The sequence below is a fragment of the Pantoea sp. genome (assembly GCF_039594315.1).
In the GTDB taxonomy this organism is placed as follows: domain Bacteria; phylum Pseudomonadota; class Gammaproteobacteria; order Enterobacterales; family Enterobacteriaceae; genus Pantoea.
This window is the reverse complement of the sequence record NZ_JBCNNP010000004.1, coordinates 104152-127762: the sequence shown is the minus strand read 5'-3', so window position 1 is coordinate 127762 and position 23611 is coordinate 104152. Positions and strand designations below refer to the sequence as shown.

The window sequence follows — 23611 nt, the reverse complement described above, 5'->3', positions numbered from 1 at the left end:
GTGTGAACAATGCGCTGAGCCTAAGCCAGTACAGAATGCAGGAGAAGTGACCTTGGTTGGGGATTGCGAGGTATCGCGCAGAAAATCAGCGGCAGAATGTAACAACAGACACGGAAGCCCGAGCGGGCTTCCGTAAATGACAACTTAAGCGCTCAGCCAACCCAGTTTGATCACAAACAGAATCGACAGAATGATCAGCGCCGGATTCACCTCTTTAGTACGGCCGCTCAGCAATTTCACCACGGTCCAGGTAATGAAACCGAAGGCGATGCCGTTAGCAATTGAGTAGGTCAGCGGCATGGTCAACGCCGTCACGGTAACTGGCGCAGCGGTGGTGATGTCTTTCCAGTCAATATCCGCCAAGCCTGAGGTCATCAGCACAGCAACAAACAGCAGCGCAGGCGCGGTGGCATAAATCGGTACGCTGCCCGCCAGCGGCGAGAAGAACAGGCTCAGCAGGAACAGAATCGCCACGACAATCGCGGTCAAACCGGTACGGCCACCGGCGCTGACGCCCGCCGCAGATTCCACATAGCTGGTGGTGGTCGAGGTACCCAGCAGCGAACCAAACAACGCCGCAGCACTGTCAGCGATTAACGCACGGCCCATTTTTGGCACGTTGCCCTTTTCGTCCGCCAGACCCGCACGTTTGGTCACACCCAGCAAGGTGCCGGTGTTATCGAACACATCAACAAACAGGAAGGCGAAGATCACGCTGACTAGGCCCACATTGAAGGCACCTGCGATATCCAATTGCATAAAGGTCGGTGCGATAGAAGGCGGTGCCGAGAACACGCCACCAAACGGTGTCAAACCAATGCCCATAGAGATGAATGTCACGATCAGAATGCCGATCAGCACCGCACCGGTCACGCGGCGTGCTTCCAACACCACGATGATGAAGAAGCCCAGCAGCGCCAGCAGCGGGCCAGGTTTGGTCAGATCGCCCAAGCCCACTAATGTTGCCGGGTTATCCACCACAATACCCGCACCTTCAAGTGCGATGATCGCCAGGAACAGACCGATACCGGCACCGATACCGGCACGCAGCGGCAGCGGAATGCTGTTGATAATCCACTCACGGATTTTGAAAAGCGACATCGCAAAGAAGATCACCGCTGACAAGAACACCGCGCCAAGCGCGACTTGCCAGGTGTAACCCATATGCAGCACCACGGTGTAGGTGAAGAAGGCGTTGAGGCCCATGCCCGGAGCCAGTGCAATCGGATAGTTAGCGATCAGGCCCATCAGTACACAGCCAATCGCCGCCGCCAGACAGGTGGCAACGAATACCGCACCTTTATCCATGCCGGTTGCGCCGAGGATGCTCGGGTTAACAAACAGAATGTAGGCCATGGCCAGGAAGGTGGTGATACCCGCGATAATTTCAGTGCGGACCGTTGTGTTGTGCGCTTTTAGTTTGAAGAGTTTTTCTAACATCATCATCTCTCATGAGCGGAGTCGGCACGAATGCACGCGCTCCTTGCCAATGTGGTTTACATGCTTATTGTTGTATTGGACGCAAGGCTGTGAACCTTCCCCTGTCCTCATAGCAATAGCTATGCCACACCGTACGCAATCGTTTACGTTTCCAATTGCGGCTACGGTTAGGATAATTCCGAACCAAAATGAGGCGCGATTATGGTGCATCGCACCAGATCTGCGCAATCGTTTTCCTAAGCAAGACATGTCTCAACGAAAAATATTGCGGCACTGCACGCTTTCGCACTCTGCCTGGCGATGGCGGTCACGTTTCTGTTGCTTGCATTAGCAGGGAAAAATCGCCGGATTACACTGATTTTAACCCTTTCGTAACAAAAGAGGCTAGACGATGAAGCCCGCGATTTTGGTGGTCGATGATGATCGTGCCGTATGCGAATTGCTGCACGATGTATTGCATGAACATGTGTTCACAGTTTATAGCTGCCATCAGGGCAAAGATGCGCTGGCTTTATTAGCGCTACACCCGGAAATTTCGCTGGTGATGCTGGATATGATGCTGCCAGACACCAACGGCTTGCTGGTGTTGCAACAGATGCAGCGTCAACGCCCGGACCTGCTGGTGATTATGTTAACCGGCATGGGATCGGAAGCGGATATGGTGGTGGGGTTGGAAATGGGCGCGGATGATTACATCGCCAAGCCATTTAATCCACGCGTGGTGGTGGCGCGCGCCCGTGCGGCGCTGCGACGTTGTGGACGCTTATCGCAGCCAGAGCTGTTCAATGATGAAGGTTGGCAATTTAACGGTTGGCGGCTGGATGATGCGCGCTGCGAATTGTTCAATCCACAACGTGAAAGCGTGCCACTCACCCAAGGCGAATACACGCTGCTGCGCGCTTTAGTTGCTCATGCGCGCAAGGTGTTAACCCGCGATCAACTGCTGGAGCTAACGCACAGCGAAAGCCTTGATGTGTTTGATCGCACCATCGATGTGCTGATCATGCGGCTGCGGCGCAAAATCGAAGCCAATCCGCATCAACCGAGCCTGATCCGCACCATTCGCGGACTCGGCTATGTTTTCTCTGCCGATGTGATGCGCCCGGCTTCATCGCCGCGCGAGACACAAATCGCCTGATCCATCCAGCGCTGCATCTCTGCCAATGGCCGCGTGCCGTCCAGCGCGTTTGCTGCATGCAGATTAAAACAGGCGCAGGTGTGTGCCAGTTTCAGCGTTTCCGTCAGCGACCAACCTTGATGGCTGGCATACAACACGCCAGCGCAAAACGCATCACCGGCACCGACACTGCCAACGATCTCCTCCGGCGTTAAACACCACGCCGGTTGCCAGCGCCCTTCACCACCGCGTTCTTCTCCCCATGCGCCTTCCGGAGCATGAATCACCACGCGCTGACGCACACCTTGTTGCATCAACCAAGTAGCCGCCTCAGCGAACGCGCTGGCTCCGGCTAATCCGTGCGGCGTACGCAAAGTGACTCCGGTTAGCGATTGCGCCTCAAGTTCATTGATCACCAGATAATCGAGCCAGCGCAGCGCGGGCATCACCAACGGGCGATATTCTCCCGTACGCGACACCAAATCCAGTGAGGTTTGATAGCCGCGCTGCTGCATCTGCGCCAACAAACGTGCGCTGCGGGTGTCGAATTCGTCATCCGGCTGATCGAGGCTATCAAGCAGCAATAGATAGCCAAGATGGAAGATACGATGCGAAGTGGACACAGCGGCGAAGTGCGCCAGGTCGAGTTGCCCATTCGCGCCACGCGCATGGAAAAAGGTGCGCTGGCCGTCTGGCGTGGTCATCACCTGAGTCATGGCGGTATTGATGCTGCGGGTGCGCTGGACAAACAGGCGATCGATATGATGATCGTCAAGCAATTGCAGGATGTAATCGCCGTCGCTGTCTTCGCCAATCATCCCGACGCCCGCCAGCGGCAGGTTCACCTGCATGCGTGCCAGCGTGAACAGCACGTTGAGCGCCGCGCCGCCGCTGCATTTTTCGCTGTGCTCGATCTCCGCCAACCAACCTTGCTCCGGCCAGTGGCTGATGCGCTGCACATGATCCACCAGCATGCTACCTGCGCCGAGAATTCCGCTGCGTGCTGCCATGTCAGGCCCTCCTGGCGCTGCCGAACACCTGCATCTGCTGTGCCACCACATTGCTGATGGCACGTTCCACCGCCATTAACAGTTCGGCAAATGAGTCGTAGCGCGCATCACGCTGGCTGATTTGCGTTTCAATCGCGCCCAGCGCCGCCTGCGACATGCCGGTGTAGAAGTTGATTTTGTTAATGCCGAGGGTAATGGCGCGGCGGAAATCCGCATCGCTAATCCCAGACCCGCCATGCAGCACCAGCGGAATCCCGGCGCTGGCACGTATCGCCGCTAGCCGTTCGAAGTCAAGTTTAGGTTCGCCTTTGTATTTGCCGTGCGCATTGCCAATCGCCACCGCCAAACAATCGATACCGGTGGATTGCACAAAATCGGCGGCCTGCGCCGGATCGGTGAATTTATCGCTGTCGGCCTCACCAAACAGCGCCCCGCCTTCATCGCCGCCCACCGCACCGAGTTCCGCTTCCACCGATACACCCAGCGCGTGACACATTTTCACCACTTCGCGCGTCTGGCGCACATTTTCGTCGTAGCTGAGCGTTGAGCCGTCAAACATCACCGAGGTAAAGCCGAGGCGAATCGCCTGCATCACCGCCTCAAAATGCAAGCCATGATCGAGATGCAGCACCACCGGAATATCGTGCAGCGCCGCTTCGGTGCGCACCGCCGCCACCAGATGTTCGAGATTGACGTACTTAAAGTGCACTTCCGCGATGCTGATGATAAATGGCGAACGCTGTTGTTCAGCCGCCTGAAACAACGCGCGCAAGAAATGGGTATCGAGCACGTTAAATGCGCCAAGTGCGTAGCCATTTTGCTGCGCATGTGCCAAACCCTGCGCCAATGAAATCAAAGCCATATTGTTCTCCTAACTATCCCCTCTCCCGCCTGCGGGAGAGGGTTAGGGTGAGGGCAAGCGCGCGTCTATTTCACCGTCCAGCCCTTATAGCTGCTGACGCTGTTGCGATCGATCATCGTCACCGGAATCAGCACCGGTTTATCCGGCGCAGGCTTGCCTTGCAGGATGTCGTAACCAATCTCCACCGCTTTTGCCGCCATCACTTGCGGGTCTTGTGCTGGCGTGGCGACAAACAGTGAACCTTTGCGTTTCAGTGCTTCTTCGCCATCTGGCGATCCATCGACGCCGACAATAAAGAACTCATTACGTTGTGCCTGTTTCGCGGCTAAATCGGCACCAATCGCCGTTGGATCGTTAATTGCGAACACCGCATCGATCTTCGGATTAGCCGACAACAAGCCGGTCATCACTTCCAGGCCACCTTCACGGCTGCCTTTGGCGTTCTGGTTATAGGAGAGAATTTTGATATCTGGATGGGTTTTCAGCTCGGTCATGCAGCCTTCAACACGGTTTTGCACCGCGGAGACCGGCGGCCCGTTAATGATCACCACATTGCCTTTGGCTTTCAGGCGGTCGGAGATGTACTTGCACGCCATGGCACCGGCAGCGGTGTTATCGGAGGTGATGGTGGCGTTGGCGCCGTCAGCCGCCACGTCCACCGCCACCACCACGATACCGGCGTCACGCGCACGCTTCACGGCTGGCGCGATGCCTTTGGAATCGGCAGCGTTGAGGATGATCATGTCGACTTTGGCGGCGATGAAGTTATCAATCTGCGCCACCTGTTGACCGAGATCGTAGCCACTGGAAACCAACGTCACGTTCACTTTGTCGCCCGCCAGTTCTCGCGCCTTGAGTTCCGCGCCTTTAGTAATTTGCACGAAGAACGGGTTGGCGAGGTCGCCGACAGTCACACCAATGGATTTCAGCTCTTTGGCCTGCACCAATGGCGCGCTCAGAAGCGAAGCTGCCAGCAGTCCGGTAATAATCGGATTAAAACGCATAGTCGATGTTCTCCTGCTTTTTTTGGTTTTTACCCTCACCCTAACCCTCTCCCGCAAGCAGGAGAGGGGATGATTAGGTGGAGCGAACTTTACGAACAAACCGCACTTTCAACTCCCTCTCCCACCTGTGGGAGAGGGCTGGGGTGAGGGACAGCACGCACCAAACTCAACCCACGTGATGCCGCGTGCGGTACTTATCGATCAGCACCGCGATAATGATCACCGCGCCCTTGATCACTAACTGCCAGAAATAGGAGACGCCCATCAGCGTCATGCCGTTGTTGAGCGTGGCGATAATCAGCGCCCCGATCAGCGTGCCGGTAATGGTGCCGATGCCGCCGACAAAGCTGGTGCCACCGAGAATCACCGCGGCAATCGCATCCAACTCATAACCGACGCCGAGATTGCCGTTGGCGCTGTAAAGTCGTGAGGCGCTCATCAATCCGCCCAAGCCTGACAACAGCCCGCTCATGGCGTAGACAAACAGCAGCACCACGCCAACCTTGATGCCGGTCAAGCGTGCCGCCTGCACGTTGCCGCCTACCGCGTAGATGTGCACACCCAGCGTGGTGCGGCGCAGAATGAACCAGCACAGCGCAATCACCGCGAAGGCGATAATGATCAGCCACGGCACCGGGCCGAGATAGCCGTTGCCAATCCATTCAAAGTTGATGTCGGAGTTAATCACCGTGGTGCCATTCGCCAGCAAATAGGCCGCGCCGCGCATTGCGGTATAGGTTCCCAGCGTGACAATAAACGGTGGCAAACCGGCCCACGCCACCAAAATGCCGTTGAACAATCCCATGATCAGGCCAGCTGCCAACGCCGCCGGAATGGTCAGCGAAGCAAATGCCGGATCGAGCGACACCACCATCGCCACTACCGCCGTGGTGCCGAGCATTGATCCCACCGACAAATCGATGCCGCCGGTGAGAATCACAAAGGTCATGCCCGCCGCCAGCACGATGTTGATCGACGCCTGACGTGTAATATTCAGCAAATTACCTTCGGTAAAGAAGTTGGGCGCAACAAAACCAAATACCGCCACAATCAGGATTAAGATCGGCAAGATGCCGACGGTTTGCAGCAGGTCGCTCATCAACGCGCGCTTGAGCGTTGGGCTTTTTACGCGTGCGGTTTCACTGGTCATTGCGCTCTCCTCAGGCCTGAACCGGCTGCGCGCCGGTGGCCAGTGTCATTATGTTTTCCTGGCTAATCTCCGCCCCACTCAACTCACCCGCGATGGTGCCTTCGCGCATCACATAAACGCGATCGCTCATGCCGACCACTTCCGGCAACTCGCTGGAAATCATCAAAATCGCCACGCCTTGCTGCGCCATTTGTTGCATCATGCGGTAGATTTCGCTCTTGGCGCCGACGTCTACGCCACGCGTCGGTTCATCAAGAATCAGGATGCGCGGTGCAATCGCCACCCAGCGTGAAATCAGCAATTTTTGCTGGTTGCCGCCGGACAAGCCGCCCGCTCTGACTTGCGCATGCGGCACGCGAATATTCAGCGCATCAATCGCGTCGCTGGCGATCTTCTGCCCTTTGCGCTTGTTCAGCAGACCGTAACTGGCATCGCGCTCCAGCGTCGCCATCACGATGTTTTCCTGCGCCGCCATCTCAAGGAATAAGCCCTGCTCTTTACGGTTCTCGGTGAGGAAACCAATGCCGCGCGCGATGGCGTCACGTGGGGAGTGAATCTGCACTTCCTCGCCATCGATCCAGATTTCACCGCCGCTGGGTTTGTGCACGCCAAAAATCAGCTGCGCCAACTCGCTGCGTCCGGCACCGACCAAACCGGCCAAGCCAACAATCTCCCCGGCGCGCACCGCTAAACTGCTGGGATGCACTTTGCGTTTGTCGCACAGGTGATTAACCGCCAGACGAATGTCGCCGAGCGGGATGTTGCGATCTTTGTTGAACAAATCGCTGAGTGGACGCCCGACCATCATGCGTACCAGCTCGCTGGCGTTCAGTTGATCGCGCGTCAAGCTGCCAACGTATTGCCCATCGCGCAGCACGCTGACACGGTCGGAAAGCTCATACACTTCCGCCATGCGATGGCTGATATAGATGATCGCCATGCCCTCGCCGCGCAGACGTTTAATCAGCGCAAACAGCTGTTCGGTTTCACGATTCGAAAGCGCGGCAGTGGGTTCATCCATCACCAGAATGCGGCTGTTGCGATGTAGCGCGCGGGCGATTTCTACTTGCTGCTGCTCGGCGATACTCAGGCGGCTGACCAGATCGGTGGCGTTGAACTGCGCGCCGAGCCGGTCGATGACCACCTGCGCCTCTTCCGCCATCTGACGACGCCGGACTAATCCAGCACGGGTGATTTCGCTGCCGAGGAAGATGTTCTCCGCCACGGTTAAGTTGGGCGCCAGATTGATCTCCTGATAAATCAGCGTGATGCCCGCCGCCAGCGCCTCTTTCGGCCCTTTAATGGCGTAAGGCTTCCCGTCGATCAGAATCTCGCCGCTGCTGGCGGTGTAAGCACCGGCCAGAATCTTCATCAAGGTACTTTTCCCCGCGCCGTTCTCGCCCATCAACGCATGCACTTCGCCAGGCCAGACGGTGAGATCGACGCCTTTTAGCGCGTAGAAGCTACCAAAGCGGCGGGTGATTGCGCGCATTTCCAATATCGGTGTCGCTGTCATCGGCAAGCTCCTGCTGGCAAGGGTTGCAGCGAGTAAAGCCGCTGTAGATAAATGGAAAATGTCAGCGTCCCGTTCATATTTGTCATATTTCGCCTCGGGTGCGCTTCTATACTCGCCGGGAGTTGAGCGGCATGAGGTGGCAAGAATGAGTCACGGTCTGCATTGGCACGCGGGCGCACGCAGTCGCCTGCTGCTGTTTAATTTGCTGGTGATGTCGGTGACGCTGGCGGTGAGCCTGGTGGCTATTTTTGGATTTCGCCACGCCGGTCACATTCAGGAACAGGCGCAGGCGCAAACGCTGGCGGATATGAACGGCAGCCTGGCGCTGGCACGCGATACCGCCAACGTGGCGATTGCCGCGGTGCGCTTATCACAAGTGGTGGGCGCGCTGGAATATCAAAGCGAATCGGCACGTTTGCAGCAAACGCAGCAGGAACTGCAACACTCGCTGAACTTGCTGGCGCACGCACCACTGGCCGAACAACAGCCGCAACTGCTGGCACGCATCCGCGATCGCAGCCAGATGCTGGAACAGACCATCAATCAGTTGTTATTGGCCGGACATCAGCGCCATTTGCAGCGCAACGTGATGCTGAGCGGTTTATGGCAATCGCAGCTGCTGCTCAACCACATTAACCTGCTGACGCACACCCCATCGCCTTCCCGCGCCTTGCGCCAGCAAACCGCCAGTTTATTAAGCGTGGCGATTCAATCGGCTGCGCCACAAGCGGCGGTGCAGCAACTCGCCACGGTGCTAGGCCAGTGGCAAACGCTGACGCTAAACGGCGTGCTGAATGACCAAGTCCAGCGACTGATTACCACCGGCAACGATCTGCTGCCGGTGGCGCAACAGCTGGAACAAAGCGATATCGCCATCGCCTATGCGACTTATCGCATCAAAGCGCTGGTGGCGATGCTCAACGACGACATCACCCATTACGTGCAGCTGGTAGCGCAGCAAAGCGATGCACGCAGCGCGGTGACCCACGAAGAACTGGATTCGATTATCGGCTTTATCGGCCTGTTTATGCTGCTGGCGCTGCTGATTACCGGTTACGCCGGTTATTACATTTATCGCAATCTGGGATCGAGTTTGACCGCCATTGCCCACGCCATGACGCGGCTGGCGCAGGGTGAGAAAAGCGTCAATGTGCCGGGCCTGGCGCGACGTGATGAACTGGGCGATTTGGCACGGGCGTTTAACGTGTTTGCGCGCAATACCGCCTCGTTGGCACAAACTTCGCGTTTGCTGAGAGAGAAAAGCAATCAGCTGGAATCGACAGAAGAAGCGTTGCTGCACAGCCAGAAGATGAAAGCGGTTGGGCAACTGACCGGCGGCCTGGCGCATGACTTTAACAATTTGCTGGCGGTGATCATTGGCAGCCTGGCGCTAACCGTGGATCAACTGCCACCCGGTACGCTGGCCAGCCGCATTGATCGTGCCCGTCAGGCCGCCGATCGCGCGGCGCAACTGACGCAGCGTTTGCTGGCGTTTTCGCGCAAGCAGGCGCTCTATCCTCGCGCGGTGGCGGTGGTCGAACTGGTGGAAAATTTGCACTCGCTGTTACAGCACGCGCTGCTGCCCGGTCAAAACCTGGTGGTCGATGCGCAAGGTCCCGGCTGGCCGGCGTGGATCGATGCCGGGCAATTGGAAAACGCCTTGATGAATTTGGTGGTCAACGCGCGCGATGCGATGGAAAAACAGCGCGGCGAGATTCGGCTGCGCATCTGGAATCAACGTAAAGCGCTGGCCGATGGCGAACGCGATTGCGTCACTATCGAAGTCATCGATCACGGTTGCGGCATGTCGAACGAAGTGCGCGAACAGGTGTTTGAGCCGTTCTTCACCACCAAAGCGATTGGCAGCGGCAGCGGATTGGGATTATCGATGGTGTACGGATTTGTGCGCCAATCCGGCGGGCAAATCGAGCTGGAAACCGCGCCGGGCCAGGGCACCACCGTGCGTCTGCTGCTGCCGCGTGCGCCGGAAGCGGTGCAACCCACCCGCCTACCTGTGCCCATTGCGCCAACCGCGAGCAACGATCGGCTGATCTTGGTGCTGGATGATGAACCGGCGGTGCGGCAAACGCTGTGTGAACATCTGCATCAGTTGGGTTATTTGACGCTGGAGTGTGGCGACGGTGAAAGTGCATTGGCCTTGCTGCGTCAGACGCCAGATATCGACATGCTGATCAGTGATTTGATGTTATCGGGCGGGATGAACGGTGCGGATGTGATTCGCCAGGCGCAGGCGCAATGGCCGCATTTGGCAACGATGTTAATCAGCGGGCAGGATTTGCGCCGGAGCCAGGTGACGCTGCCGCTGTGTGAGCGGTTGGCGAAACCCTGGCATCAGGCGCAGTTGGTACAGACGCTGGAGCGTGCCTGGCAACGCAGCCAGCGGCTTAATCGCGCACGGCGGGCTGCCACAACGGCACCCCTTTCCCAGTGATGTAGCGTTTACGCAGCTTGCTGGAGATCACATCCATGATCATCACCACCGCCACCAGAATAATGGTCAGGAACATCACCACATCCCAGTTCCACAAACGCATGTTCTCGGCATACACCAAACCGACGCCGCCCGCGCCGACAAAGCCCAGCACCGCTGCGGAACGGGTGTTGGATTCAATCTGGTACAAGCTGAGGGCGAGGAAGGTCGGGAACGATTGGGTGAAGATGCCATAGCGATGTTTTTGCAGACTGTTGGCGCCCACCGCGCTGAGACCACGGCTTGGCGAACGCTCCACCGCTTCGTGCCCTTCGGCATACAGTTTGCCGAGCAAACCGACATCCTGCATCACAATCGCCAGCACACCGGCCAGCGGCCCCATGCCAACGGCGCGCACGAAGATCAAACCCCAAATCGCCATGTCGATGCCGCGCAGCACATCCAGTATGCGGCGCACCACCAGCGAAATCGGACGCGTAACCGGATCGTGCATCACGTTACGCGCGGCAAGGAACGAAACCGGCAGCGCGATAAACGAGGCGGTTATGGTGCCGGCAAACACAATCGCCAGCGTAATGCCGACCTGGGTGAAGTAGTAAGCAAACGGCCAGTTCATGAAATCCTGCCAGACAAACATGCGCAGGAAATAGCGGCTCAACTGCTGGCAGCCGACCAGAAAGCGGCTCCACTCAATGCCGAAAAACTCAAAGAAGAACAGGTAGTACAAGATAATAGCCAGCGCCACCAACGCCACGCGGCGCAAATAACGGTTCTGCGCGGCAAACAGCGCGGCGTGTTCCTGCTTGAGTTTGGCAACATCCGGCGCGAGGGTAATCATAGCGTCTCTCCTTCCACCACGCGGCGACGCAGCCAGCCGGACAGCGTATCCAGCAGCGACACCACCACAATAATCAGCAACAGCGTGATGCTGACCTGATCGTAACGATCGAGTTTGATATTGGTCATCAGCTCCTGGCCAATCCCACCTGCGCCGACCAAACCGAGAATGGTCGAGGAGCGGAAATTCACTTCCAGGCGCATAAAGCTGTAGGAAAGAAACGTCGGTTTGACCTGCGGCCAGAAGGCAAAGCGCATGCGCTGTAATTTGGTGGCGCCACAGGCGGCAAGGCCGCGCACCGGTTTATCGGAGGCGCTCTCAATTGATTCATAGAACAACTTGGTCAGGCTGCCGACGGTGTGCAACGCCAGCGCGAGGAAGCCAGGAATCGCGCCAATGCCGAACGCCATCACGAACATCACTGCCCACGCCAGTTCCGGCATGGTGCGCAGGAAGGCGACAAAGGCGCGAATGGCGATGCGCAGGCTGCGTGGCGTGTTGGTGTTATCGGCGGCGAAGAACGCCAGCACGCCCGCCACCATCACTGCCACGATGGTGGACGACAGCGCCAGCTGTAAGGTTTCCCAAATCAGGGGCAGCTGGAAGTGCAGACGATAGCCCCAATAGGCCAGCGATCCTTCTGTTTTCACATCAGAGAACAAGACCGACCAATGCAACACCGGCATGGTTTCGCCGATGTAGTCAAAAAAGTGTGGCAACGATTGCCAGACCGTGGTGAGGCTGAATTCCGACATCTTGCCCGCGGCCAGATAGAGCGCCAGTAACAGCAGCGACCACAGCAGCGAGTCGCGCTTTTGCTGGCGGCGGATGCGTTGGTAGTAGTGTTCGAAATCGGTCAAGGGAGGAATTCCTGTTGGTTGGGACGGAGGTGCACGCTGGCCCTCACCCTAGCCCTCTCCCGCAAGCGGGAGAGGGAATGATTAGGTGGAGCGAGCGGCGAACCTACTGCGCTCTCGGTCCGCTCCTTCCCCTGCGAGCGGGGGAAGGCTGGGATGGGGGACAGCGAGCGCCAGTTTAATTAACCGCGCGAACCTTTCATCAAATCACGCTTCATATCGATGATGTTCTGGTAATCAGCCACGGTTGCAGGACCGATGTGCTGCGCACCGCCAACCGCTTTAACAAAGCAGCTGTGCTGTTCTTTATCCAGCTTCTTGATGGTCGCAACCACTTTCTCTTTGAAATCAGCTGGCAGATTGTTGCTGACCAGAATTGGGCCGTTTGGAATCAGCGGCGACTGCCAGATGATGCGGATTTGCTTCATCAGATCTGGGTGATCCATACGAATCAGACGACCAAAAGCACCTGAGGTATAACCGGTTTCACGATCGCCGATCAGTGAAGTCCAGGTGACCGCGCCTTCGAACTGACCGTTCAGCACACCAAGGATGTCCTGCTCGTGGCCGCCAGAGAAGGTCACGCTAGAGAAGGTGTTGTTGTACTTGTCATCAACTGTGCCGCCGAACTCTTTCTTAAAGGCCTGGTTTGGCATCAGGAAGCCCGAAGTAGAATCAGGATCGGCCATACCGAACGATTTGCCTTTCAGGTCTTCCAGCTTTTTGTATGGGCTGTCGGCTTTCACGATCACTACCGAGTGATAACCTTGTGAACCGTCTTTGTCGTCTACCACGATACCGACCACATCAACTGCTTTCGGGTTTTGCAGGTAAACAGAAGCGTAAGAGGCCGGTGACATGCTCAGCACCAGGTCAATTTTGTTACCCAGCAAACCCTGAATCACGCCTGAATAGTCAGACGAGTTGCGCAGTTTGGTATCAACCTGCAACTCCTTGTCGAAGAAGTCTTTCACACATTGGTTATCACCAATCTGCTGCGTGGCGTTCTGGCCACCAAGAATCCCGAGGTTCAACTCTTTTGGTGCATCCGCTGCGTTTGCGCCAAATGCCATCGCAATAGTCAGTAAAGCTAAAGAAGTCAGTTTCATTCTTAGGTTTTCTCTTGCCGTGGGAGTTAGTGGAGCTGGTTAATTTCGTCGCCGTACAGCTCATGCATCAAGCCATCGGTCAACTGGGAAGGATGTCCATCGAACAGGATTCTGCCGCGCTGAATGCCAATCACGCGGGTGCAGTAACTTTTCACCAGTTCGATGGAGTGCAGGTTCACCATCACGCTGATGCCCTGCTCGCTCACCTGACGCAACACATCCATGATGCGCTTGGTGTTTTTCGGATCGAGTGACGCCACCGGTTCGTCGGCCAGCAAGATGCGCGGGTTCTGCATCAACGCACGGCAAATCGCCACACGCTGCATCTGACCGCCGGACAGGTTTTCGGCACGTTGCAGCGCCTGCGGCAGCATGTTCATCCACTGCAACAGTTCAATGGCGCGCGCACGGTCGGTTTCGGAGAACACTTTGAAAAACGATTTCAGCGTTGAGGTTTGGCTCAAGCGACCGAGCAGCACGTTGGTCAGCACGTCGAGGCGCGGCACCAGGCAGAAATCCTGGAAAATCATGCCGCATTCGGTGCGCCATTCGCGCATCTGACGGCTATTGAGCGTCACCACATCGCGGTCGGCTTGTCCCTGATGAATGCTTTGAATCGCGCCTTGCGAAGCGCTTATGGTGCCATTCAGCATATGCAGCAGTGTCGATTTGCCTGCGCCAGAGCGACCAATCACGGCCACCAGCTCGCCCGCATGCAGATCGAAACTGACATTATCCAGCACCTTGTTTTCACCGTAGGCTTTGCACAATCCTTGTACCGACAGCACCTTGCTGCTCTGGCCTACAGGCGGGAACGGATTGTCGACGACGGTCTTCAGTAATGCCTGTGCCATGTTGCGCTCCATCTCTTCTGAGGTGTTGATTGCCCGCTATTACGGCCAAATCGGATGAAAGCTTGATGACAGTAAAGTGATTAAACCGTGACAGCGTGTCATCGCGCACACGCCGTCGAATAATCGTCAGCGGTTAATCGGCGAGCCATTGTCGTAGTTGACGCAGCGTGTCGCTCAGCGCGCCATCGTTGCTCAGCGCATGGCAATGGGCGGGCAGCGGCTCGGCAGCACGCGCCAGGCGTCTGGCGATTTCGGCATCATCTTCGCGGCCACGCTGGCGCAGACGCGCTTCCAGCACCGCAGGCGACACCTGCAACACCAAGGGCAACAGCTGCGCGCCATAATGCTGCTGCACAATCGGCAGATGCAGCCGCGATCCGTTGACCAGCACATTCAAACCGCGCGCCAGCCACAAGTCGATCTCCTCGCCCAGGCCGTAATACAAGCCATGCGCCTGCCAGCTCACCGCAAACAAGCCCAGCGCCTCACGCCGTCGGAACTCGGCTTCGCTCAGCGCCACATGGTTCTCGCCACCGGCATCGGCGGCGCGGGTTATGTAGCGATGGGCGATCAGCAGATTGTCCGGCGGCGCTTCACGCAGCGCATTCAACAGGCTGTCTTTTCCCGAGCCCGAAGGCCCGGTTAGCCAAATCAGGCGCGCCATCAGAACACCAGCTTGCCTTGCGACCAGACGTGACGAATATGCGGATGGCCGTGCGCGGTGTGTGCCAGCACCAAGTCGGCGCGCATCCCTTCGGCGATAGAACCGCGATCGTGCAGGCCAATGGCACGGGCCGGATTGCGCGTCACCAACGCGGCGGCTTGCGGCAGCGTCAGGCTGTTGCGCTCATCGGCCACTAAGCGGAATACCGCATCGAGCAAGCTGGCTGGATAGTAATCCGACGACAGAATATCCAGCAGCCCGTGGCTGGCGAGATCGGCCGCCGCGACGTTGCCGGAGTGCGAACCACCGCGCACGATGTTCGGCGCGCCCATTAACACTTGCATGCCGCATTCGCGTGAGGCGCGTGCCGCCTCGATGGTGGTCGGGAACTCGGCAATCGCGCTGCCCACCTCGTGCGATTCCGCCACGTGGGCGGCGGTGGCATCGTCATGGCTGGCAATTGGAATACCGCGTGAACGACACAAGCTGGAGATGGCGTTGCGGTTCGGCGTGGAGAACTCGGCCGCCAGCGCCAGTTGCTCGCGCTCAAACTGATCCATCTGCTCGTCGTTAAGCTGATATTTGCCCTGATAATAGGTGCGATACATCTCCAGCGAGGCGTACTGGCGCTGGCCCGGCGAATGATCCATCAACGACACCAATGACAACTCTGGCGTGCTCATCAGCTTTTCAAACAGCGGCAAAGTAGTGTGATGCGGCAACTCGCAGCGCAGATGCAAGTGGTGATCGGCGCGGTTAATGCCTTTGCGATTACTGTCCTGAATCGCCTCGATCATCTTGTTGAGATTTTCGATGCGATGCCCGCCATCGCGCACGTCGCCGACACCAATCGCATCCAGCACCGTGGTGATGCCGCTGGCGACCATCAACGCATCGTGACTGCTCATCGCCGAATGCGCAGGCCAATCAACTTTCGGACGCGGAGTAAAGAACTTGTCGAGGTTATCGGTGTGCAACTCGACCAAACCCGGCAGCAGGAAGGCATTTTCGCCATCCAACGCGCCCGGCAACTGGCTGGCGCTGTCGCTGAAGCTGGCAATACGACCGTCACGGATCTCCAGGGAGCCGCTCACCACTTCCTGATCCAGCACCAGCTGGACGTTATTCACGATCATGCTTCTGCTCCTGTGTTCACTGGCTGCATGACGTGCAGGCGATCGGCAACGCGGCTGCGCACCACTTCGTCATGGAAAATACCTACGATGGCGGCACCGCGAGTGCGGGCCTGTTCAATCAGTTCCACCACAGCCGCGCTGTTGGCGCTGTCGAGTGAGGCGGTTGGTTCATCCAGCAGCAGCACCGGATAATCGGCGATGAAACCGCGTGCGATATTTACACGTTGCTGTTCGCCGCCGGAGAAGGTCGATGGCGCCAGCGACCACAAACGCTCTGGCACGTTGAGACGCGTCAGTAGCTCTTTGGCGCGTTTCTCACAGAAAGCACGCTCCACGCCGCGTTCCAGCAACGGCTGCATGACGATCTCCAGCGTGGGCACGCGCGGAATCACGCGTAAAAACTGGCTGACCCAGCCGATAGTGTGGCAACGAATCGCCAGAATCTGCCGCGCTGGCGCTTGCGCCATGTCGATCCATTCGCCTTGATGTTGCAGCCAGATGTGGCCGCTGTTGGCCTGGTAGTTGCCGTACAGTGCGCGCAGCAAGGTGGATTTGCCGCTGCCGGAACGTCCGTGCAGCACCACACATTCCCCGCCGTTGACTTCAAGATTGGCGTCCTGCAACACCGGCAGCGCGGCGCTGCTCTGGTTGTGCAGCACAAAAGTTTTGCTCAGATGCTCTACGCGCAATAAAGGTTGCATGTTGATGTCCACCATTAATTAAGCACCGACGAAACCAGCAGTTGGGTATAAGGATGATGTGGATCGTCCAACACCCGGTCGGTCAATCCGCTCTCCACTACGCGGCCCTGCTTCATCACCAACAGGCGATGCGCCAGCAAACGCGCCACGCCGAGATCGTGGGTGACAATCACCACCGCCAGATTCAACTCACGCACCAGCGTGCGCAGCAGATCCAGCAAGCGTGCCTGCACCGACACATCCAGACCGCCGGTCGGCTCATCCATAAACACCAGCGTCGGCTGCGTCACAAGGTTGCGCGCAATCTGTAAACGCTGCTGCATGCCGCCGGAAAAGGTGGTGGGCAGATCGTCGATACGGTTGGCGGGGATCTCGACATCCTGCAACCAGCGCATCGCTTCTTTGCGGATGTCGCCGTAATGGCGTTGTCCCACCGCCATCAAACGTTCGCCAATGTTGCCGCCCGCCGTCACTTGGGGACGCAAACCGTCGAGCGGATGCTGATGCACCACGCCCCATTCGGTGCGCAGCAATCGGCGACGATCGCTCTCACTCAGTTGATAAAGATCCTGCGCACGATAAAGAATGTTGCCCTGCTGCGGCGCCAAACGTGCCGACAGGCTGCGCAGCAACGTGGTTTTCCCGGAACCGGATTCGCCGACAATACCTAACACTTCGCCGGGATAGAGTTCAAAGCTGACATCTTCAAAACCTTTGCCTGGCGCATAGAGGTGCGTCAGATTGTTGACCGCGAGCAGCGGCTGTTCACTGTGCATGCTGTTGTTCCTGCTGCTGGTGGCAAAAATCGGTATCGGAGCAGACAAACATGCGCGTACCGGCATCATCCATGACCACTTCATCGAGATAGCTGTGACGTGAACCGCACAGCGCGCAGGGTTCTTCCCAGCTTTGAACGCTGAACGGATGATCGTCAAAATCGAGGCTTTCGACTTTGGTAAACGGCGGCAGCGCATAGATGCGTTTTTCACGCCCGGCACCAAACAGTTGCAGCGCCGGCATCATGTGCATCTTCGGGTTGTCGAATTTGGGGATTGGCGACGGATCCATCACGTAGCGATCATTGACCTTCACCGGATACGCGTAAGTGGTGGCGATGTGGCCGTAGCGGGCGATATCTTCATACAGTTTCACCTGCATGATGCCGTACTCTTCCAGCGCGTGCATGGTGCGGGTTTCGGTCTCACGCGGCTCGATAAAGCGCAGCGGTTCTGGAATCGGCACCTGGAAAATCAGGATCTGATCTTCTTCGAGCGGCGTTTCCGGGATGCGGTGACGCGTCTGGATCAGCGTGGCATCGTGCGTCGATTCGGTGGTTGCCGCGCCGCTGACGCGCTGGAAGAAGCGACGAATCGACACCGCGTTGGTGGTGTCATCCGCGCCCTGGTCGATCACCTTCAGCACATCGGCATCGCCAATAATGCTGGCGGTGATCTGAATGCCGCCGGTGCCCCAGCCATACGGCATCGGCATTTCACGTCCGGCGAACGGCACCTGATAACCGGGAATCGCCACCGCTTTCAAAATGGCGCGGCGAATGGTGCGCTTGGTCTGCTCGTCCAGATAACCGTTGTTGTAGCCGGTTAACTCACTCATGGTTCTGCTCCTGATGCTGTTGGCGCAGCCGTTTCAGCAGCTCAAGCTCCGCCTGGAAATCGACGTAGTGCGGCAGTTTCAGATGCGAAACAAAGCCCGCCGCTTCTACGTTGTCGGCATGCGACAACACAAACTCTTCATCCTGCGCCGGGCCAGCAATGCGCTCGTGGTACTCCGGCGCTTGCAACGCACGATCAACCAGCGCCATCGCCATCGCTTTGCGTTCGGAGCGACCAAACACCAAACCGTAACCGCGCGTGAAGTGCGGCGCGCTGTCTGTTTCAGTGGTGAAGCCGTTGACCATTTCGCATTCGGTCAGCAGGATTTCGCCAATCTCGATATCGAAACCGAGCTCTTCCGGGCAGATCGATACGCTGAGATAACCGGTACGGATTTCACCGGCAAACGGATGGTTGCGACCGTAGCCGCGCTGCGTTGAATAACCCAACGCCAGCAGGAAACCTTCGTCGCCACGCACCAGCTGTTGCAAACGGGCAGCACGCGTCGCCGGATAACCAGGCGGTTCGCGGGTGATGTCGCACGGCTCGCTGCCGTCATCTTCTTCACGCGCCGCCAATCCTTCGTTTGTCATCATGCTGAACACATGCGGACAGCGCTCAGGCAGCGCCTGATCGTCACGCGGTGCTGCAGGCGTTTCGCCATTGGCGAGTAAGGTGAAATCCAGCAGACGATGGCTGTAATCGGAAGTCGGGCCAAGCACCTGGCCGCCGGGCAGATCTTTGTACACCGCCGAGATACGACGTTCGATGCGCATCTCATCTGTTGCCAGCGGCAAGCTGTCGGCGAGGCGCGGCAACGTGGTGCGGTAGGCGCGCAGCAGGAAGATCGCTTCGACCAAATCACCGCTGGCTTGTTTAATCGCTAACGCCGCCAGCTGGGGATCAAAAATGCCGCCTTCGGTCATCACGCGATCCACCGCTAAACCGAGTTGTTGCACGACCTGATCGCAACCCAGTTCAGCTACGTCGCGGTCACCACGGCGTAAATCCGCCTGAAGTTCATGGGCGCTGGCAATCGCCTTTTCGCCCCCTTTAACCGCAACGTACATCAGCACACCTCCACGTCGGTGGTGCGCGGCAAGGCCATCATCGCTTCACCACAGGTGAAAATCAGATCCACGCCCTGTGGGAACGGATGCGGGCGCTCGCGCAGATAATGCAGAATCGCGTCTGGCAGTTGTGGCGCGATGGCGCGTGATTCACGCAAACCCGGCCCACTTAAACGCAGCGTTAAGCCGCCATTCAGTGAAGGCACTTCGACAATCAGCGTGGTGCTTTTTTCCGGTGACATATTGTCGCCCGCCGCGAACAGCGCCGGATCGGGATTGGCGGCGGCATGCGTCAAAGCAAACGGCGCATCGCGCTCATCCACAATCGGTACGCCGGTATGGAAACGCAGGTTGTTGCGCACCACTTCATTATCAATGCGGCTATCCAGCCACAGCGCGCTCTCTTGATCGACCAGCGTCAGCAGCACGGCGGTGGCGGCAGGCGACAGATCGCCCCAGCCTTGTTGGAGCGGCAGCGACACCATCACGCCCGGCTCGCTCATCGCTTTGAGAATGCGGCGGAAGGCACGTTGTGCATCAGCAACCGGATGGTTAAAACTTGCCAGTAATGTCATTAGTTATCTCCGCGAACCAGCGTAAAGAAATCCACTTTGGAGCTGGCGATTTCACGCGCTCGCAGCTGACGCTGCTCTTCACGCAGTGCCGCCAGCGGGGCAATCAATTTTTCCTGCAACAGCGCCTGGGTTTCCGGCTGTTGCAGCAGCGCATCAATCAGTGCACAACGTTCGGCGTGCGGCTTATCGCGTCCCAACACATAGCTAAAACCCAGCGTGCCATCGTGCAGTTTCACTACTGCACGCGTCACCGTGGCGTCGCCCATCACGAAGCGTTTGCCGCTGCCGCCCATGCGCGCTTGCAGGCGGGTTAAGCCGGTTTCTGCCGGGCGAATCGCTTCAAAATCGGCATGCAGATTCAGCGGCTGCCAATGCGCTTCAAGCGTGCTGGCATCGCTGTGTGCCAGCACCGAGAGCCAATGTTGGCGGGCGGTTTGCTGTTTCATTCGTGCTCCAGAGTCAGTTCAATCATGTCGCCACGCGTCAGGCTGACGGAGTATTCCGCTACCTGGCCGTCGCTGTGTTTATTCAGGGTGCGCACGCACAACAGCGGCGACTGCAACGCAATCTCCAGCTGCTTGCACTCTTTGGCCTGTGCGCGGCGGGTGCTGATGCGCGTTTGGCTGCGCGTCAGGAATAAGCCGAGGTTTTTCTGCATATAGTCGTGCAGCGAACCGCTGTGGAACTGTTGCAGCGTTGGCCACCAGCTGAGATCGGCGAGGAAGTGGTTGATCACGCACACCGCCACGCCGTTGACGCGACGCAGCGTGCGCAGATGAATCACGTTGTCGCCTTCATTAATTGCCAAAGCGCTCGCCACATCGCTACTGGCCGGACGCACCACCGCCAGCAAACGTTCGCTGGTTGGATGGCTGCCCTGCTCCATCAGGTTCTGACTGAAACGCGCCTGCGCATGCAGCGGATAATCGTAAGGACGCATCAGCACCAAAATGCCGACGCCGTGACGACGTTGCAGCAGCCCTTTATTGACCAACTCATCGACGGCGCGGCGCAAGGTGTGACGATTCACTTCATAGTGATCGGCCAGCTGTTGCTCGGAAGGCAGATAGTCGCCACAGCGATAACGTTCCTGTAGCGCCTGTTCGAGTTGCGCGGCGACTGCCTGATAGACAGTGGTCGGATGTCTGGATATCTCCATCACGCTCAATACCTCATTCACATTGGTTGAGGAGCGCAGCGAGGGTTGCTGCGGGATGGCGATTACATTGCGCGAGCCAGATGACAGCGCCGTGACGGCTCAATGACGCGCTGATGAATTTGCTTTAAGACAGGAGGATGTGAGCGAAACGGCAACCAATTTAATAAAAAATTTTTAACTATCACCTTTGTGACAGTGTTCAAAAATTTACCGCTTAATTACATCTCTTTTGCACTGCCCTTACATCACGCAGCTTAAGAAAAGTCTGCTAAGTTAAAAGATGAATCCTATTTGTTAAGCGAATATTAAAATGATTAACGCGTTGAAACTATCGGATGGTTTTCGCCGCAACTTTGTTCGTGAAGTTATTTTGCCCTTGATGGCGATTCTTATCCTGACCTTTGCCGGTGCCGGCATGGGTTTGTTCTGGGGCACTTCGCTCACCAATAATGAAGCGCGCGATCAGCAGCAGCGCATGATCGAAGCCTCTTTTACCCAAAGTTTGTCGGAACATTTGCGCCAATTGCGCAGCCTGACGCGCTGGTCGCCGCTGGCCGATCAGCTGGCGCTGGCCCATCCCGATGAAAGCTGGCTGACACAAAATGTCGGCGGTTGGCTGTATGACATGTTTGATCATCAGCTGGTCGTTTTGTTGGATCGCGATAATCAACTGGTGGATGTGTGGCGCAACGGGCAAACCGTGCCGGACAAAAATATTGGCCCGGTGATGCAGGACATCCTCAATAATCCGCTGGTGCAAAACAGCGATGTGGTGGTCGGCCCCAACGATCACGCTGATTTCGTGCGCATTGGGCAACGCGCGGCAGCGCTGGCGGTGGGCGACATCAGCAGCACCAAACAGGCCGGACGCTATCGTTTGGTCAGCATCAAATTCCTTGATGATGGCTATTTGCAAAACCTCGCCGATCGCAGCCAGTTACGTGAACTGACTTTTACCGACGCCGAACCGGCAACACCTACCAAAGCGCGCTATTTACTCAATTCGCAGCAAGGCGAACCGGTGGGCTATCTCAGCTGGCAGCCGGATAAACCCGGCGCGCAGATGCTGCGTACCATCGGCCCCACCACGTTGATTTCGGTGCTACTCATCACCTTGCTGTGCATGTTTATGGTGAGGCGCATCTGGACCTCTTCGCTGAAGCTGTCGCAATCGATGCTGAAACTTGGCGCCAGTGAAGCGCAGGCGCAGCATCTGGCGTTTCATGATGTGCTGACCGGTTTGCCGAATCGTTCATTAGTCGAAGACCGTTTAACCCAGGCGCTGGCGGCGGCTTCACGTCACGATCATCGCGTGGCGCTGCTGTTGCTGGATCTCGATCGTTTTAAGAACATCAATGACACTTACGGCCATCACGCCGGTGATGAGTTGATTATTGAAGTGGCGCGCCGTCTCAATGAGATTGTGCGTTCCAGCGATACCGTCGGGCGCATCGGCGGCGATGAATTCATTATCGTGATGCCGGATGTCGATAATATTGGGCAAGTGCAATCGCTGGCGAAGCGCATCATTACGCGCTTAAGTGAGCCGTATCCGTTGGTCGGCAGCGAGTTGTGGGTTGGCGTTAGCGTCGGTTTAGCGCTGGCTCCGAAAGATGGCATTGACCGATTGGATCTGATGCGCAAAGCCGATATCGCGTTATACGAAGCTAAAAACCACGGACGCGGCCAATATCGCCAGTTCGAAAAAGTGATGGATGAGTCGCTGCGCACCCGCCAGCAAATGGCGGCGGATTTACGCCAGGCGATTTTGAATTTTGCCGGGTTGGCGGTGTGGTATCAACCGTTGATGGATATCAGTGGACAGCGCGTTGTCGGCCTCGAAGCGCTGCTGCGCTGGCATCACGCCGAACGTGGCGATGTGGCGCCGGGTGATTTCATCGCCATCGCCGAAGAGACCGGCATGATCATTCCGCTCGGCGAATGGGTGCTGCGCGAAGCCTGTAAAACCTCGCTCAAGCTGCCGCAGATTGTGGTAGCAGTGAACGTCTCGCCGGTGCAGTTCCGCGCCAGCAATTTTGTCGAGCGCATTATTGAAATCGTTGAATCGGAAGGCGCCAATCCGCAGCATATGGAGCTGGAGATCACCGAAGGCGTATTGATTGAGGATGAACATGAAGCGCGCAATAACATCATCGCGCTGCGTGCCGCCGGTTTCCGCATTGCGCTGGATGATTTCGGCACCGGCTACTCCAGCCTCAATTACCTCAGCACCTTCCCGGTGGATAAAATCAAAATCGATCGCTCGTTTACCCAGTCGCTCGGCGTGGCGCAAAATTCCACCGCGATTGTTGAATCCGTGGTGCGTTTGGGTCACGCAATGGGCTTGACCGTCACAGCCGAAGGTGTCGAAACCGAAGGGCAAAAAAACGCGCTGGCCGATGCCGGGTGCAATCAGTTGCAAGGGTATTTGTTCAGCCACGCCGTGCCGTTCAGTGAGATTGAGAAGATGATGTGATGAATGTA

Annotated in this window: 22 protein-coding genes; 3 read left to right on the top strand and 19 right to left on the bottom strand. The window is 57.3% G+C overall.

Annotated features, from left to right (window positions below; genetic code table 11):
- Window positions 1–144: 144 nt before the first annotated feature.
- Window positions 145–1443: an NCS2 family permease gene (locus ABDW13_RS05025; RefSeq protein WP_343551336.1), complete on the bottom strand. Its 1299-nt coding sequence runs from the start codon at window positions 1441–1443 to the stop codon at window positions 145–147.
- 388 nt (window positions 1444–1831) lie between these two features.
- Between ABDW13_RS05025 and ABDW13_RS05020 the strand changes: the two genes are divergently transcribed.
- Window positions 1832–2578 carry a response regulator transcription factor gene (locus ABDW13_RS05020; RefSeq protein WP_343551334.1) on the top strand — a complete coding sequence of 249 codons (747 nt, stop codon included), beginning with the start codon at window positions 1832–1834 and terminating at the stop codon, window positions 2576–2578.
- Here ABDW13_RS05020 and ABDW13_RS05015 read toward each other — a convergent pair.
- The 5 genes from ABDW13_RS05015 to ABDW13_RS04995 form a co-directional block, all read right to left on the bottom strand.
- Window positions 2515–3567 (bottom strand): carbohydrate kinase family protein, encoded by a 1053-nt coding sequence (locus ABDW13_RS05015; protein WP_343551332.1) that lies wholly within the window; start codon window positions 3565–3567, stop codon window positions 2515–2517. The genes ABDW13_RS05020 and ABDW13_RS05015 overlap by 64 nt on opposite strands.
- A gap of 1 nt (window position 3568) precedes the next feature.
- On the bottom strand, window positions 3569–4429 hold the full coding sequence (locus ABDW13_RS05010) for a ketose 1,6-bisphosphate aldolase (protein ID WP_343551331.1): 861 nt from the start codon (window positions 4427–4429) through the stop codon (window positions 3569–3571).
- A gap of 65 nt (window positions 4430–4494) precedes the next feature.
- Window positions 4495–5433: an ABC transporter substrate-binding protein gene (locus ABDW13_RS05005; RefSeq protein ID WP_343551330.1), complete on the bottom strand. Its 939-nt coding sequence runs from the start codon at window positions 5431–5433 to the stop codon at window positions 4495–4497.
- A gap of 166 nt (window positions 5434–5599) precedes the next feature.
- Complete coding sequence (locus ABDW13_RS05000; protein WP_343551329.1) at window positions 5600–6583, bottom strand: ribose ABC transporter permease; 984 nt, start codon at window positions 6581–6583, stop codon at window positions 5600–5602.
- Window positions 6584–6593: 10 nt separating this feature from the next.
- A complete protein-coding gene (locus tag ABDW13_RS04995; RefSeq protein ID WP_343551327.1) occupies window positions 6594–8099 on the bottom strand; it encodes a sugar ABC transporter ATP-binding protein in 1506 nt (501 codons plus the stop codon).
- 145 nt (window positions 8100–8244) lie between these two features.
- On the opposite strand from ABDW13_RS04995, the gene ABDW13_RS04990 reads away from it, so the two are divergent.
- Entirely contained in the window at window positions 8245–10551 is a 2307-nt protein-coding gene (locus ABDW13_RS04990; protein ID WP_343551326.1) for an ATP-binding protein, read from the top strand.
- On the opposite strand, the gene phnE (ABDW13_RS04985) is transcribed toward ABDW13_RS04990, so the two are convergent.
- The 13 genes from phnE (ABDW13_RS04985) to phnF all read right to left on the bottom strand — a co-directional run bounded on the left by phnE (ABDW13_RS04985) (window position 10505) and on the right by phnF (window position 21127).
- Window positions 10505–11389, bottom strand: coding sequence for a phosphonate ABC transporter, permease protein PhnE (gene phnE, locus ABDW13_RS04985; RefSeq protein WP_343551324.1), 885 nt, complete (start codon window positions 11387–11389; stop codon window positions 10505–10507). The genes ABDW13_RS04990 and phnE (ABDW13_RS04985) overlap by 47 nt on opposite strands.
- Complete coding sequence (gene phnE, locus ABDW13_RS04980; RefSeq protein WP_343551322.1) at window positions 11386–12249, bottom strand: phosphonate ABC transporter, permease protein PhnE; 864 nt, start codon at window positions 12247–12249, stop codon at window positions 11386–11388. The genes phnE (ABDW13_RS04985) and phnE (ABDW13_RS04980) overlap by 4 nt, the downstream gene beginning before the upstream one ends.
- 179 nt (window positions 12250–12428) lie before the next feature.
- Window positions 12429–13355: a phosphonate ABC transporter substrate-binding protein gene (phnD, locus tag ABDW13_RS04975; RefSeq protein WP_343551321.1), complete on the bottom strand. Its 927-nt coding sequence runs from the start codon at window positions 13353–13355 to the stop codon at window positions 12429–12431.
- Window positions 13356–13381: 26 nt separating this feature from the next.
- On the bottom strand, window positions 13382–14209 hold the full coding sequence (gene phnC, locus ABDW13_RS04970) for a phosphonate ABC transporter ATP-binding protein (protein ID WP_343551320.1): 828 nt from the start codon (window positions 14207–14209) through the stop codon (window positions 13382–13384).
- Window positions 14210–14342: 133 nt separating this feature from the next.
- On the bottom strand, window positions 14343–14873 hold the full coding sequence (phnN, locus tag ABDW13_RS04965; RefSeq protein ID WP_343551319.1) for a ribose 1,5-bisphosphokinase: 531 nt from the start codon (window positions 14871–14873) through the stop codon (window positions 14343–14345).
- A complete protein-coding gene (gene phnM, locus ABDW13_RS04960) occupies window positions 14873–16009 on the bottom strand; it encodes an alpha-D-ribose 1-methylphosphonate 5-triphosphate diphosphatase (RefSeq protein WP_343551317.1) in 1137 nt (378 codons plus the stop codon). The genes phnN and phnM overlap by 1 nt, the downstream gene beginning before the upstream one ends.
- The gene (phnL, locus tag ABDW13_RS04955; RefSeq protein ID WP_343551316.1) at window positions 16006–16710 is read right to left on the bottom strand and encodes a phosphonate C-P lyase system protein PhnL; all 705 of its coding nucleotides are present in this window, start codon (window positions 16708–16710) and stop codon (window positions 16006–16008) included. The genes phnM and phnL overlap by 4 nt, the downstream gene beginning before the upstream one ends.
- Before the next feature lie 14 nt (window positions 16711–16724).
- On the bottom strand, window positions 16725–17486 hold the full coding sequence (phnK, locus tag ABDW13_RS04950) for a phosphonate C-P lyase system protein PhnK (RefSeq protein WP_343551315.1): 762 nt from the start codon (window positions 17484–17486) through the stop codon (window positions 16725–16727).
- On the bottom strand, window positions 17476–18324 hold the full coding sequence (locus tag ABDW13_RS04945; RefSeq protein WP_343551313.1) for an alpha-D-ribose 1-methylphosphonate 5-phosphate C-P-lyase PhnJ: 849 nt from the start codon (window positions 18322–18324) through the stop codon (window positions 17476–17478). Before ABDW13_RS04945 ends, phnK begins: the two co-directional genes overlap by 11 nt.
- Window positions 18317–19393: a carbon-phosphorus lyase complex subunit PhnI gene (locus tag ABDW13_RS04940; RefSeq protein ID WP_343551312.1), complete on the bottom strand. Its 1077-nt coding sequence runs from the start codon at window positions 19391–19393 to the stop codon at window positions 18317–18319. Before ABDW13_RS04940 ends, ABDW13_RS04945 begins: the two co-directional genes overlap by 8 nt.
- Window positions 19393–19968, bottom strand: coding sequence for a phosphonate C-P lyase system protein PhnH (gene phnH / locus ABDW13_RS04935; RefSeq protein WP_343551311.1), 576 nt, complete (start codon window positions 19966–19968; stop codon window positions 19393–19395). The genes ABDW13_RS04940 and phnH overlap by 1 nt, the downstream gene beginning before the upstream one ends.
- Window positions 19968–20414 (bottom strand): phosphonate C-P lyase system protein PhnG, encoded by a 447-nt coding sequence (gene phnG, locus ABDW13_RS04930; protein ID WP_343551310.1) that lies wholly within the window; start codon window positions 20412–20414, stop codon window positions 19968–19970. Before phnG ends, phnH begins: the two co-directional genes overlap by 1 nt.
- The gene (phnF, locus tag ABDW13_RS04925; protein ID WP_343551309.1) at window positions 20411–21127 is read right to left on the bottom strand and encodes a phosphonate metabolism transcriptional regulator PhnF; all 717 of its coding nucleotides are present in this window, start codon (window positions 21125–21127) and stop codon (window positions 20411–20413) included. The genes phnG and phnF overlap by 4 nt, the downstream gene beginning before the upstream one ends.
- A gap of 310 nt (window positions 21128–21437) precedes the next feature.
- Between phnF and ABDW13_RS04920 the strand changes: the two genes are divergently transcribed.
- On the top strand, window positions 21438–23603 hold the full coding sequence (locus tag ABDW13_RS04920) for an EAL domain-containing protein (RefSeq protein ID WP_343551308.1): 2166 nt from the start codon (window positions 21438–21440) through the stop codon (window positions 23601–23603).
- Window positions 23604–23611: the final 8 nt, after the last annotated feature.

What these genes read in the sequence shown, in the direction of transcription:
- ABDW13_RS05025 (WP_343551336.1), bottom strand. Translation starts at nt 1,443, where the DNA reads ATGATGTTAGAAAAACTCTTCAAACTAAAAGCGCACAACACAACGGTC.
- ABDW13_RS05020 (WP_343551334.1), top strand. Translation starts at nt 1,832, where the DNA reads ATGAAGCCCGCGATTTTGGTGGTCGATGATGATCGTGCCGTATGCGAA.
- ABDW13_RS05015 (WP_343551332.1), bottom strand. Translation starts at nt 3,567, where the DNA reads ATGGCAGCACGCAGCGGAATTCTCGGCGCAGGTAGCATGCTGGTGGAT.
- ABDW13_RS05010 (WP_343551331.1), bottom strand. Translation starts at nt 4,429, where the DNA reads ATGGCTTTGATTTCATTGGCGCAGGGTTTGGCACATGCGCAGCAAAAT.
- ABDW13_RS05005 (WP_343551330.1), bottom strand. Translation starts at nt 5,433, where the DNA reads ATGCGTTTTAATCCGATTATTACCGGACTGCTGGCAGCTTCGCTTCTG.
- ABDW13_RS05000 (WP_343551329.1), bottom strand. Translation starts at nt 6,583, where the DNA reads ATGACCAGTGAAACCGCACGCGTAAAAAGCCCAACGCTCAAGCGCGCG.
- ABDW13_RS04995 (WP_343551327.1), bottom strand. Translation starts at nt 8,099, where the DNA reads ATGACAGCGACACCGATATTGGAAATGCGCGCAATCACCCGCCGCTTT.
- ABDW13_RS04990 (WP_343551326.1), top strand. Translation starts at nt 8,245, where the DNA reads ATGAGTCACGGTCTGCATTGGCACGCGGGCGCACGCAGTCGCCTGCTG.
- phnE (WP_343551324.1), bottom strand. Translation starts at nt 11,389, where the DNA reads ATGATTACCCTCGCGCCGGATGTTGCCAAACTCAAGCAGGAACACGCC.
- phnD (WP_343551321.1), bottom strand. Translation starts at nt 13,355, where the DNA reads ATGAAACTGACTTCTTTAGCTTTACTGACTATTGCGATGGCATTTGGC.
- phnC (WP_343551320.1), bottom strand. Translation starts at nt 14,209, where the DNA reads ATGGCACAGGCATTACTGAAGACCGTCGTCGACAATCCGTTCCCGCCT.
- phnN (WP_343551319.1), bottom strand. Translation starts at nt 14,873, where the DNA reads ATGGCGCGCCTGATTTGGCTAACCGGGCCTTCGGGCTCGGGAAAAGAC.
- phnM (WP_343551317.1), bottom strand. Translation starts at nt 16,009, where the DNA reads ATGATCGTGAATAACGTCCAGCTGGTGCTGGATCAGGAAGTGGTGAGC.
- phnL (WP_343551316.1), bottom strand. Translation starts at nt 16,710, where the DNA reads ATGCAACCTTTATTGCGCGTAGAGCATCTGAGCAAAACTTTTGTGCTG.
- phnK (WP_343551315.1), bottom strand. Translation starts at nt 17,486, where the DNA reads ATGCACAGTGAACAGCCGCTGCTCGCGGTCAACAATCTGACGCACCTC.
- ABDW13_RS04945 (WP_343551313.1), bottom strand. Translation starts at nt 18,324, where the DNA reads ATGAGTGAGTTAACCGGCTACAACAACGGTTATCTGGACGAGCAGACC.
- ABDW13_RS04940 (WP_343551312.1), bottom strand. Translation starts at nt 19,393, where the DNA reads ATGTACGTTGCGGTTAAAGGGGGCGAAAAGGCGATTGCCAGCGCCCAT.
- phnH (WP_343551311.1), bottom strand. Translation starts at nt 19,968, where the DNA reads ATGACATTACTGGCAAGTTTTAACCATCCGGTTGCTGATGCACAACGT.
- phnG (WP_343551310.1), bottom strand. Translation starts at nt 20,414, where the DNA reads ATGAAACAGCAAACCGCCCGCCAACATTGGCTCTCGGTGCTGGCACAC.
- phnF (WP_343551309.1), bottom strand. Translation starts at nt 21,127, where the DNA reads ATGGAGATATCCAGACATCCGACCACTGTCTATCAGGCAGTCGCCGCG.
- ABDW13_RS04920 (WP_343551308.1), top strand. Translation starts at nt 21,438, where the DNA reads ATGATTAACGCGTTGAAACTATCGGATGGTTTTCGCCGCAACTTTGTT.